This window comes from Proteus vulgaris, assembly GCF_016647575.1.
In the GTDB taxonomy this organism is placed as follows: Bacteria; Pseudomonadota; Gammaproteobacteria; order Enterobacterales; family Enterobacteriaceae; genus Proteus; species Proteus mirabilis_B.
In genome coordinates, this window is record NZ_CP032663.1 from 983,122 (window position 1) to 995,725 (window position 12,604).

Sequence of the window (12,604 nt, forward strand, 5' to 3'; positions counted from 1 at the left end):
GGTTGGTTGAAAATAAAGCAAGTTATTAATTAATTATAATTTAATAAATAATAATTGAATCTTTTATAGGATAGGTATTCTAAGTGAATAGTTCGTATAAGATGATATTGTTTTATTTTAACGGGGAATATATGCGTGTTGATTTTGTAGAAAGATATAAATGGTTTCTACTTTTTATTTTTATATTTTTAACTTATTTAATTCCTCTCGAAACGCGACTACTCTGGCAACCAGATGAGATCCGCTATGCTGAAATTAGCCGAGAAATGCTGGTATCAGGTAACTGGTCTGTACCTTACATGCTGGATGTTCGCTATTTTGAAAAACCAGTATTGGGGTATTGGTTAAACAGTATTGCCCAATGGTTATTTGGTGGCGGTAATTTTTCTGTTCGTATTGTTGTTGTGACTTCAACCTTATTAACTGGCTTATTTGTTTATCGTGCTGCTATGCTCATTTGGCATAACCGTGCATTGGCGTTTAATGCGCTAGTTGTCTTTTTATCTTCGTTTCTTGTGTTAGCAATTGGTACCTACAATATTCTTGATCCTATTGTGACAATGTTTGTCACGATTGCGATGTATTACTTTTTAAGTGGATTATCTGCACAGAATAGAAAATCAAAAATCGGTGCTTATATTTTAGTCGGTATCTTTTGTGGATTAGGCTTTTTAACTAAAGGGTTTATTGCTGTTGTATTACCTGCATTAGTTTTTGTTGTAACCGCAATTAGCTTATCTCGTTTTAAAGAAGTTCTTTGTTATGCACCAATAGCACTTATCTCAATGCTTGTTATTGCGGGCCCTTGGGTGATTTCTGTTGCACTTCAAGCCCCTGACTATTGGCACTACTTCTTTTGGATTGAGCATGTTCAACGCTTTGTTGAGAAGGATTCAGCAAGATCGCAACCTATGTGGTTTTATTTGCCTATTGTTATTTTGGGTATTTTGCCGTGGTTAGGGTTCTTATTTGGTGCTCTTAAATCGGCTATTTTCTTGAAAAAGGGAACGCTTTATTTTTCGTTTTGGTTATTCCTCTTTTTTGCTTTCTTTTCTGCTTCCAGCGGTAAACTATTAACCTATATGTTACCGTGTTTTGTACCGCTCTCTATCTTGATTGCACATTACATGGAAGAGCTAAAAAATAAACAAAATGAAAAAATTCATAATATTAATGCGATCATAAATACGGTTTTTGGGCTTGTAGGCGTCTCTATTATTGCTTATTCGTTGTTCTCTACACGATTTACGTTATATGAAACAAATGAGCAATATAAAGCGCTGCTGGGTATTGTGGGCTTCTTATTTTGGAGTGTGATGGGAATTGCTTCATTCTTTAAACCCACACGTTTACTGACTCTGTTTTGCTCGATAGGATTAAGTCTAGCAATTGGGTATGCCATTCCTCATAAAATAGAAAGCAAAAGTACCCCTGAAAAAGCAATTAATCACTATTATAGTGAGCTAGCCGATAAGCCTTATATTTTAACTGATGAAATCGGGATCGGAACGTCCTTAGCATGGGGATTAAAACGCACTGATATTCGTTTAACAGAGACGAAAGGGGAGCTTGCTTACGGTCTAGCATATCCAGATGTGCAAAATAAATATTATGATCTTAAGCAGTTAGTTAACTTAATTGAAGAGAATAACTATCAAGGGCTTGCGATTGTTTTAGTCCGACCAGAGCGAAAAGAAATATTATCAGTGATAAGTCAGTTAAAGGTAAAACCTATTGTAGAAAAACAGGGTGATTTAACATTCGTTTTCTTTAATTAACTGATTTAAAAGTCTATTTTTTTCAAAAGACGGTTCTAAAAGAGCAAATAAATTTAACATCGGCTTTAAAATGACATAGATTTGATTTTTTGTGTTGTTTTTATGTGATCAAAGCCCAGAAATGGATTTTGTTGAGAAATATATTTTGCTCTTTTTAGTTTTAATGGTAGGTTTAAAATGTGTCCATTAAATCGGAGTTAGCTAAGCACTATATGACAAGTCACTTTACTTTATCAGAACCCCCGCCCAAACAAAATGTACTTATGAATGGGGGTAATTTATGCTGATTTTCCTAGCTGAATGTTTTATCGGTCTAGCATCAATTGCTCTTACTCACCGTGTATTAATGTTGTACGGTACTAAAAAGAAGTGATGATACCCGCTAGCTAAAATAAGTAATCAACAGTTGCTTATAATTAAAAGTCCTATTTCTATCCATGATCTAGGACTTTTATAATTACATTAATATTTCTTATTGAAAAATTTAGCAATTCTATTGAAAATAGCCTTCAATTAATTTTATTTTCTCAATATCTAATGTATTAGTATATTGATGTAATAATGCCCAAGCCTGAATATAATCATATTTAGCTTTAATTAAATCTTGTTGAGCACGATATAATAATTCTTCGGCATTAAGAACATCGACCATTGTTCTTTGTCCGCCAATATAACTTTTTTGAGTTGCATCTAATTGCAATTTAGCAGAAGAAACAGATTGCTCATAGGCATTCAATTTAATATTACTCGTTGTGCATATTTGGTATTGATGACGTAGTTCTTGTCTAATTTGCTGGATAATTGCATCTCTTTCAAAAGCACTCATTTGATATAGCGCAGTAGATTGGCGCATTGAAGCTGTTGTTTTTCCACCATTAAATAGAGGTAAACTGACATAAAAACCAACGTTCGCTGATTGATATTTCTGATTTACGGTATTATTGCTATCAGAATCGCTATTAGAATAAGAAGCATAGAGTTGCACTGTTGGGAAAAATTCACCTCTATTTTTTTCTACTTCTTGTTTTGCTATTGCCATTTCATAACGAGCCGTTTGGATATTGAGATTGCTTTGCATAGCTTCGTTTTCCCATGACTCGTAATTATTGGGTGTGATAGGTTGTAATATAAAACGATTATTGCTTAATTTTGCTATATGCTCTGCATAAGGTAGTGATGTACCAATCATTGAACTTAGTTTATTTTTAGCATTATCTAACTCAAGCTGAATATCTGTATATTGAGATTGAGTTAAATATAATCGTGTTTGGATCTCTGATATATCTGTTTTTGTTCCTTCGCCTAACTCGAATAAACGCTGACTTGATGTTAGCTGTTTTTTATAAATCTCTTGCTGTGAAAGATTTAATAATAACTTATCTTGTGCATAAGCCAGTTCTATATAATTATCCACTAATCTGATCACTAGCTCGGAAAATTTAACTTGATAACGACTATCTGATAGTAATGTTTTTATTACTGATGATTTGTAATCACTGAATGCCGTGTAATCAAAGAGTGGTTGGCTAATAATGGCACTGACAGAATGGCTTTGATAATTTTGATATTCAGTTCGTTCCATTTCTCCTTGATTTGTATTAATAGGATAAACTTTCCGCTGCCAATTTCGTGGGTTATTTTGATAGTTTACATGTACACTTGGAAGTAATTGAGATAATCCAATATTTTCATACTCTTTCCCTGCAACCTGTTCTTTAATCGCAGCATTAAACGTAGGATCATTTTTCACTGCTAAGAAATAGAGATCAGATAAACTGATGGCAAAAGCGTGAAAACTTAGCATCCATATAAATATAATGGCAGAGATTTTTTTTATTCGCATCATTATTCTTCCGTCAATGAAGTATGGATCCTATCTAAAACAGGTTTAAAGAGATAATTTAGCAATGAACGATCGCCTGTATTAATAAATACATCAACCGGCATTCCAGCCTTTAATTTATTTTTATTGTCTGCAAGAAGAGTATTATCTTTAACATTAATAAATACTTGGTAATAAGGCTCTGTCGTTCTTTCATCGAGAAGTCTATCCGCTGAAATTAACGTCACCTCTCCGGGAATTTTAGGCGTTGTATTTTGATTGAATGCACTAAACATTAAATCAACAGGAAGACCAAGGGTGACTTTATCAATAAGGTGAGGGGCTAAACGTGCCTCAATAATTAATTGATGATCTTGAGGAACAACTTCCATTAATGTTTGACCTGTTCTTACAACACCACCTTGGGTAAAAACAGATAAATCCATTACTATTCCTGAAATTGGGGCAGTAATTTGCATCTTTTTCAGTTTATCTATTTCAATGATAAGTTGTTTTTCTGTTTCACTTATTTGTAATTGAACTTGATTAAGCTCAGTACGTGCTGACTGGTAGAAATTAGCATTGCGTTGCAATATTTTTTGCTCATACTCCAACTTTTGTTTTTCTAATGTACTTATTTGTCCAAATGTATCATTAAGATGGTTATTATTTTCAGCGAGTTCACGCTCAATTTCTTGATAACGATGACGAGGAATATAGCCTTCATTAGCAAGAGTGTATAAATCTTTAATTTGATTTTGTAAACTATTAATTTGATGCTGCTTATTTTGTGTGGATCTTTTTAAATGAATTAAACGATTAGAAACTCCATCAATAATAGCGTTGTAGCCATTTATTTCACTATGCAATTCAATATACTTTTCATTAAGTAACTTATTTTGAAGTAGTAGTAATTTATTTAAATTCTCTGATGGAGAGTAATATTCTTCATTAAGATCTAAGGTGAACTCTGTTTTTTCATTTAATTGAGCATATAAGCGTTGTTGAGTAATAAGTAAATTATCATATTGTTCTGATAAGGATTTTACTAAAGCTTTTGATTGAATAGGGCTTAATTGAATAAGTGTTTGACCTTCGGTTACATTATCACCATTCTTTACTAAAATATCAGTAATAATACCTTCTACTGAAGCTTGAACACTTTTTTTATTACCTGAAATTGAAACATTTCCTTTAGCAGATACGCCTTTATCTAAGGGGGCAAAGGCAGCCCAAAAAATAAAAATAGCAAGACCTAAAAGAATAACTGACCATCCTATTATTAAGAATTTCCTAGGATCATCTGAAATTCCATGAACAATATCGATTTCATTTTTTTTTGTGATCATAATAGTCTTCTCAATATTAAATATTGCTTTGAGTAATAGGTGTGGTTGCTGGCGTTGGCGTACTCTTTATTGCTGATGAGTTATTTAACTCAGCAATAACGGCTGTTGTAGAGCCAAATAATTTAGTGTGACCATCGAAAAGAACTAAAAGTTTATTGGTCACTGAGAGTAATTGTTTTTGATGCGTAATTAATATAACGGTCTTTTTATTTTGTTTAAGTATTTGAATAGCTTGCATTAACGCTTTAATGCCCAAATCATCTAAATTAGAATTTGGCTCATCTAAAACAACCAGTGTAGGGTTGCCATATAATGCGCGTGCTAATGCTATACGTTGTCGTTGCCCCCCTGATAATCCTTCACCATGAGCACCAATAACGGTTTCATATCCATCAGGAAAACGTAAAATCATCTCGTGAACATTTGCCATCATTGCAGCTTGAGTGACTTTTTGAGGATCTATCTCAGAAAAACGAGCAATATTTTCGGCAATTGTACCGGGAAAAAGAGCGATTTCTTGGGGAAGGTATCCAATATATTGACCAACTTCACTTTTATTCCATTGATATATATCTGCATTATCAAGGCGTATGGCTCCGGTTTTAACTTCCCATATACCTACAATAAATTTCGCTAAAGAGGATTTACCTGAAGCACTAGGGCCAATAATACCAAGTACATCACCCGGGCTAAGTGAAAAATGAATATTATTTAATAGTGTACGTTCTGTTTGAGGGTATTGAGCCTGATTAATATTGACCGTTAATTCACCTTTAGGAGAAGGTAACGCCATTTTTTTATTTTCTTCAGGATACGTGTTTAGTAGTGTAGTTAACCTTTTATAAGCTTCTTTACTACTATCCCAGTTTTTCCATACACCAATAACTTGTTCAATCGGGGCTAAAGCACGACCTAATAGTATTGAGCCTGCGATCATCATTCCTGGGCTAATTGTATTATCTATTGCCAACCATCCGCCTAATCCTAACATTAAGGATTGCAGTGCCATTCGAGTGACTTTTGTTATTGCATTGACACCGGCTGCATTATCACTTGCATGAGTTTGTGCTTGTAGATATTTAAAGTGAGCAATTTGCCATTGGTTTCGTAAATGACCTAGCATTCCCATAGCTTCAATAGGCTGTGGGTGTTCAAAATGATGACCTTGTATTACTTGTGCTTGATTAGCAAACTCATTGGCCTTTTTTAATGATGATCGAGATAAATATTCATTAAGAATTGCCAACGAAAATAAAACGAGCGCACCGCATAATGCAAATAATCCTAACCATGGATTAAATAATGCGATAACAAGAAGATAAATAGGAAACCAAGGTAAATCAAAAAAAGCAAAAATAGCATGACTTGTAATAAATTGCCTAATAGTTACTAAGTCATTAAATGCTAAAGAGGAATTAATACCGGGAGTTTTATTTAATTTTGCTTGATATGCAGCAGTATAAATTCTTGAGTTTAAGGATAAATCAAGTTTGTTACTCATTCTAATGACAATAATGCTTCTTAAATACTCTAATCCTCCCATAAAAATAAATAATGCTAACATAATGAGCGTTAGCATTAATAAAGTCATTTCATTACCTGAAGGTAAAACTCGATCATAAACTTGCAACATATAAATGGAAGGAACTAACATTAAAATATTTATTAAGGCTGTGAATATTCCAATGGAAAGAAATACTTTCTTTCTTTGTTTTATAATATTTGTTATTTCATTATTGTGTTTACTTGCTGGCATAATGTTATTCCTGATTTTATTCCTATCTGTTTATTACTATTTACTGCATTTTTTCTATCAATGCGGAGCGATAAATCTATCTTTTTTTTAATGAAAAAATATAAAAATAGCTCCGTATTGATAAAAAAGGTAGGAGAAATACTTCTCTCCTACCCAATGACAAATTAAACAATAAAGTCAGTTTCGTAATTAACAAATCCTACAATGTCAATTTTGAAATCAGGGCTATATCCATAACCATAAGCATTAATAGCAAGTTCACTTGAGTTTGTTGCTTGATCATATTTAATGGTTGCTTCACCTGAGCGACCTGTAAAATTATCAACAAAGTTAAGGAATTTATGGCTAAAGGTATTTTCGATTAATTCTGATAAATCAATCTTATCAATACCCGATTTGAAGTCCATTATCTTGTCAGCGGCAGAGACTAAAGAGTCAGAGATCTCTTTATAAACAAAGGTATTGCTACCCGTACCACCCCATAATGTATCTTGACCGCCGCCACCATACAGTATGTCGTTACCGCCGCCACCGATGAGAATATTATCAGCATCATTTCCATAGATAATATCATTACCAGAGCCACCGATTGCATTTTCTATTGTAACGCCTTGTGCAATAGAAACGTTTTTCTGTAGTCCGCCAACATCAGAGAAATGACCCTCACGTAAATCAATAACTTGATCTTGATAATATCCTGAGAAGTCAAAAGTATCGTTACCACCGCTATCCCAAACGGAGAATATTAATTTATCGTTACTGCTTGTTGCAGTGTAATAATCAATACCGGTGTTTGAGTTGAAACCATAAACATCATCACCTGTTCTGGTTGTTGTATTTGCACCATAGAGATATTGCATTGCTGAAATATCATGAAGTAAAGGGGCACCTGCATAAGCACCTTGGAAGTGCGCGCCTGTTTCATATTCTTCCCAATAACTCATAACAGTATATTGACGACTGTCTTCAGCGTAGTCAGATTTTAAATAACCTGGTACGTTTTGCCCTGCGTTATAATCGCCAGGGTGCATTAAACCGAGTGCATGACCAATTTCATGGATAATAGTTAAGCGACCATAGTTACCTAATTCAGGCGTTGTATTGCCAGCATAATAATAATCACTAAACCAAGCTTGGCCTGAAACATCACGCCCGTAATAATCATGGGTATTTGGTAATGTTGCATAAGCTTGGAACTTGCCATATGGATCAGTAATATTCCCAAAAGTAATATCTGATTTTACATTTGGTCCTACTTCTGTAAATTTAATATTTGCGATATCAGACCATGCATCTAAAGATTGTCTTGCATGTTCTTTCTGTGTTGAATTAAATCCATAGGGATTTTTATCACCAAAATCATTAAACTTTTTACCTGCCCAAGTTGGGAATGAATACGTTACTTCTGCTGCTTGACCGATAACATATTTCCCATTCCATGTGGAATCTTCACGTGCGATATGTTTTCCTGCGGTATCATAATCAAAAGAAGGTAGAGTCTTAGCTGAGAAATTATAAAAAATTCCACTCTTATCTAATAAATCAGAGACATTAGATAATCCTACTGCTTTTTTTAATAAAGAAGAACCCATAATATCCTCCGGATATCAAGTTTAGGTTAAGTTTATTTTCATGTTGAAAATAGTTTAATTATCTGGCGAGCGCCAGCGATAATAAAGATAGCCACTTATTGATATTAATCTAGAGGGGGAAAATATGTTTTTAAATAATTGTGAAGTGAAGTGTGTTTTAAGTCAGAATAATTTAATTAAGTTAATAAAAATAAAGTTATCTTTCCGATAGGGATCTTTTTTTCTGTTATTATTTTATTTTGTTATTTTTTTAAAAATATAACTTAGATATTATATTTAATTAATCTAAGTTATATCATAAGGTTGTTTAAATTTTTATTTACTTTATATGTTAACTGTTAAATATATCATCAAAAGAAAAATTACCGACAAGTTCTATTGTATGAATATACTTTTTAGACAGTATTTCTTTTGAAATGGATATTTGGGTAGTGTTTTCTATATGCTTATAACTGCTAGAAATAGTAATTTCATTATTTTTAACTAAATCTTTAATTGTAAAAGTATGATCATTCTCATCAGAGAATAGCAGGATATCTTCACTTTTTGTGAAATCCATAATTTTATTATGGCTATTATAATTACTAAGGCCTAGTATAAATATGTCTTTTCCTTTTCCACCACTGAATTGATTACAACCTTGATCATCCCAAAGAATGTCATTTCCATCAGAGCCATATAGAATGTCATCGTCCTCACCACCGTAAAGCCAATCATTGCCTTTCCCTCCTTGAAGTACATCATTGCCATTATTACCATAAATAATATCATTGCCGTTATTACCATAAAGATGATTATCAACATTATTACCAATAATAATATCGTCGTTGCTACCACCAATAACATTTTCAATGACAGTACCATAGGCAATAGAGAGATTACCTTGTAATCCTCCAACATCAGAAAAAGCGCCTTCATTTAGATCTATTTTTTGCTTTTTGTTATATTTATAAAAATTAAGAGTATCAATACCACCGGTATCCCAAATACAAGTGATCATGGTATCGCCCGGTGAAGTTAAACTATAATGTTCTCTTTGTGTATTAGAATCAAAACCATAGATATTATCACCTGTTCTTGTTGTTGTATTTACCCCATAGAACTTTTGAATAACATATATATCAATTAATAGTGGAGACATAGGATAAAGCCCACCCAAATCAGCTTCTTCTATTTTTGGGTATCGATATGTCATCACTGTATATTTAAAAGTATTGGCTTCAACATCAGGGTTATTATAATTATCCCACTTAAAGGTATGCGGTAAACCAAGAGCATGCCCTGTTTCATGTATATAAGTTTGAGTTTCTCCATTTCCTTTGGGTAATATTATAGGTTGATTGTTAATATGACCACTATCATTATTATTTTTATATAAAGTAATATGAGTATCTGTTTCTATATAATAATATTTTACACTGTCTGATTTTTCTTTAAATAAATTCACTTCATTTTCTTGTTCTAATGTCATTTCTTTTTTATTAAACTTTTTTATACATACTGTTGAGGATATATTTATCCAAACATGTCCTCCACTACTATAATCGGTAGCTTTCTCTATTTTTTTATTTGGATCTGTATTGTTATATGGATATCTAGCAACACCTAGGACTAAATGAGAGTTATCTTTCGTTATTTCATTCACGTTGTTATAAACACCAAACTTAATGTTGGTATCGTATTTATTGTTTTTCTTTATAAATTTAATGTTTGTAACATCAGACCATTGTTGCAATATTTTCTCAGCTATTCCTTCTTGATACTTATTTAGTGTTGTGATTGTTTTATATTCATCTCCTCTCAATTTACTCCAATCAGGAAAGCTATATGTTATTTCTGTAAACTTATCATCTTTATCTTTCTTATTCCATCGTTTAAAAGGCGAGTAGCTCTTTATTACATCAATAACAATACCTACTTCATGTGAATATTCTTGATGTGACATTTTATTTCCTTTTTTGAAAGTCCATTTTTTTCTTTAATATAATATGTGTTAATGGTTTTTTTTGCTTTTAAAAAAGAAATTTATCGAAGTGTATTGAAAATTAAAAATTAATTATAAATAAAAATGATAATAAATCTTTTTGTCGATTTATTATCATTAAAATAAGAAAGCAAGTGATGTATAAAGATTATCAGTGAGCTAGTTTTCTATTTTCCTTGAAAGCAAACACAAAGATAATTGCTAGTATTAATGTATATGAAGAAAATATTAACCAAATTGATTGCCAATCTTTCATACCATTGACAGTAAAGTGATCAACAACCATACCACTTAGAATAGAGCCAGCATATGCACCAACACCATTTACCATGGTCATAAAGAGTCCTTGAGCACTGGCTCTTATTTCAGGTTTAACTTCATTTTCAATATAGATAGAGCCTGAAATATTAAAGAAATCAAATGCACAACCATAAACAATCATCGAAAGCATCAGCAATACAAAACCCCAAGGAGAAGGATCGCCATATGCAAATAATCCAAAACGTAAAGTCCATGCAATCATACTAATTAACATGACTTTTTTAATACCAAAGCGTTTTAAGAAAAAAGGTATTGCTAGAATAAAGGCAACTTCAGCCATTTGTGATACTGATAGTAAAATTGATGGATATTGAACAATTAAACTATCTGCAAATTCAGGATTTTTAGCAAAATCATGAATAAATGGGCTACCGAAAGTATTTGTAATTTGAAGTACAGCACCTAATAACATCGCAAATAAAAAGAAGATTGCCATGACTGGTTTTTTAAATAAAACAAATGCATCTAATCCTAAGCGAGAGGCCCAAGATGTGGATTGTTTATGCTGTGCTGTTGGAATTTTAGGTAAACAGAATGAATAGAGCGCTAAGCAAAGTGATGCAACGGATGCAATATATAATTGAGTATTGCTAAGCTCTAATCTAAATAAGCTGACACACCACATTGCAACAATAAAGCCTATCGTACCAAATACACGAATAGGGGGGAAATGCGCAACTGAATCTAATTTATGCTTATTTAAACAAAAATAGCCAATAGAGTTTGAAAGTGCAATGGTTGGCATAAATGCTAATGCATTAATAAACATAACCCAGAACATAATCGAAGGATCAGTCACTGAAGCGGCAAAGAATAAAGCAACAGCACAAATAAGATGACAAATAATATATAAACGATTTGCAGGAATAAATTTATCGGCAATGATACCTAATAAACCAGGCATAATTAGAGCCGCAATACCTTTAGAGCCATAAACTAATCCAACTTCAATCCCTGTGAAGTTTAATGTTTGCATCATGTATGCACCTAGGGTAATCAACCAACTTCCCCAGATAAAATATTGCATAAACATCATGCCTTTGAGCTGTATTTTTATACCCATAACAATCTCCACTGTTGGGGATATTGATTTAAGTGGATCATAGGCAGCTATCTATGATCCACTTTTTCTCTTATTGGTAGAAAGTTATAAGCGAGAGATCACTTCACTGATAAGCTTTAAGAAGGTAGATTTTACGCGTTCTGCTGTTTCAATGACTTCATCATGACTAAGAGGTTGCTCTAAAATACCGCAAGCCATATTGGTTAAGCATGAAATACCAATGGTATCAATACCTGAATGGCGAGCGATCAGCGCTTCTGGAACGGTTGACATACCTACGGCATCTGCACCCAATGTTCTTATCATGCGGATTTCTGCTGGAGTTTCATACGTTGGACCTGTCCACCATGCATAGACACCTTGACGCAAGGTAATGTCTTGTTCTTTGGCGATATCAATAACAATTTGACGCATTGCTTTGTTATAAACTTCACTGACATCTAGAAAACGAACACCAAGTTCAGGATTATTTGGCCCAATGAGAGGGTTATTTGCAGTCAGGTTAATGTGATCCGTAATTAACATAAGATCACCCGGATTAAATTCAGTATTTACGGCACCACATGCGTTAGTAATAATGAGTTTTTCAACGCCCAATGCTTTCATTACACGAACAGGAAAGGTAACTTCATCGAGTGATACACCTTCGTAGTAATGAAAACGACCTTTCATTGCAACAACTGTTTTTCCTGCAATTTTACCAATCACTAATTCATTAGCATGCCCCACTGCTCCAGACGCTGCAAAGTGTGGAATAGTGTGATACGGGATATGTACAGCATCTTCTAATGTGTCGGCAAAAGGGCCTAAACCTGAGCCTAAAATGATCCCAATCGTTGGTTTTTCAGTCGTTTTAGATTGAACAAATTCTTTTGCTTTATTGATTTCAGAAACCTGATGCATGACTCTCTCCTGTGTAAATCGTCATTACGTTTTAAA

Annotated in this window: 8 protein-coding genes; 1 reads left to right on the plus strand and 7 read right to left on the minus strand. The window is 33.1% G+C overall.

Annotated elements, in window-relative coordinates:
- The first annotated feature begins 131 nt into the window (after positions 1–131).
- Positions 132–1,778, plus strand: a complete 1,647-nt coding sequence (gene arnT / locus D7029_RS04510; protein WP_194951966.1) for a lipid IV(A) 4-amino-4-deoxy-L-arabinosyltransferase — start codon at positions 132–134, stop codon at positions 1,776–1,778.
- A gap of 493 nt (positions 1,779–2,271) precedes the next feature.
- Here arnT and D7029_RS04515 read toward each other — a convergent pair whose 3' ends face one another.
- The 7 genes from D7029_RS04515 to D7029_RS04545 form a co-directional block, all read right to left on the minus strand.
- Positions 2,272–3,624, minus strand: a complete 1,353-nt coding sequence (locus D7029_RS04515) for a TolC family outer membrane protein (protein WP_194951967.1) — start codon at positions 3,622–3,624, stop codon at positions 2,272–2,274.
- Entirely contained in the window at positions 3,624–4,949 is a 1,326-nt protein-coding gene (locus D7029_RS04520) for an HlyD family type I secretion periplasmic adaptor subunit (protein ID WP_194951968.1), read from the minus strand. Before D7029_RS04520 ends, D7029_RS04515 begins: the two co-directional genes overlap by 1 nt.
- 16 nt (positions 4,950–4,965) lie before the next feature.
- Complete coding sequence (locus D7029_RS04525; protein WP_194951969.1) at positions 4,966–6,705, minus strand: type I secretion system permease/ATPase; 1,740 nt, start codon at positions 6,703–6,705, stop codon at positions 4,966–4,968.
- A gap of 164 nt (positions 6,706–6,869) precedes the next feature.
- Complete coding sequence (locus D7029_RS04530; RefSeq protein ID WP_194951970.1) at positions 6,870–8,297, minus strand: serralysin family metalloprotease; 1,428 nt, start codon at positions 8,295–8,297, stop codon at positions 6,870–6,872.
- Between the two features lie 331 nt (positions 8,298–8,628).
- Positions 8,629–10,242 (minus strand): M10 family metallopeptidase C-terminal domain-containing protein, encoded by a 1,614-nt coding sequence (locus tag D7029_RS04535; RefSeq protein WP_194951971.1) that lies wholly within the window; start codon positions 10,240–10,242, stop codon positions 8,629–8,631.
- Positions 10,243–10,432: 190 nt separating this feature from the next.
- Positions 10,433–11,665 carry a nucleoside permease gene (locus tag D7029_RS04540; RefSeq protein ID WP_194951972.1) on the minus strand — a complete coding sequence of 411 codons (1,233 nt, stop codon included), beginning with the start codon at positions 11,663–11,665 and terminating at the stop codon, positions 10,433–10,435.
- An 84-nt stretch (positions 11,666–11,749) separates the two neighbouring features.
- Complete coding sequence (locus tag D7029_RS04545; RefSeq protein ID WP_194951973.1) at positions 11,750–12,568, minus strand: purine-nucleoside phosphorylase; 819 nt, start codon at positions 12,566–12,568, stop codon at positions 11,750–11,752.
- Positions 12,569–12,604 lie beyond the last annotated feature (36 nt).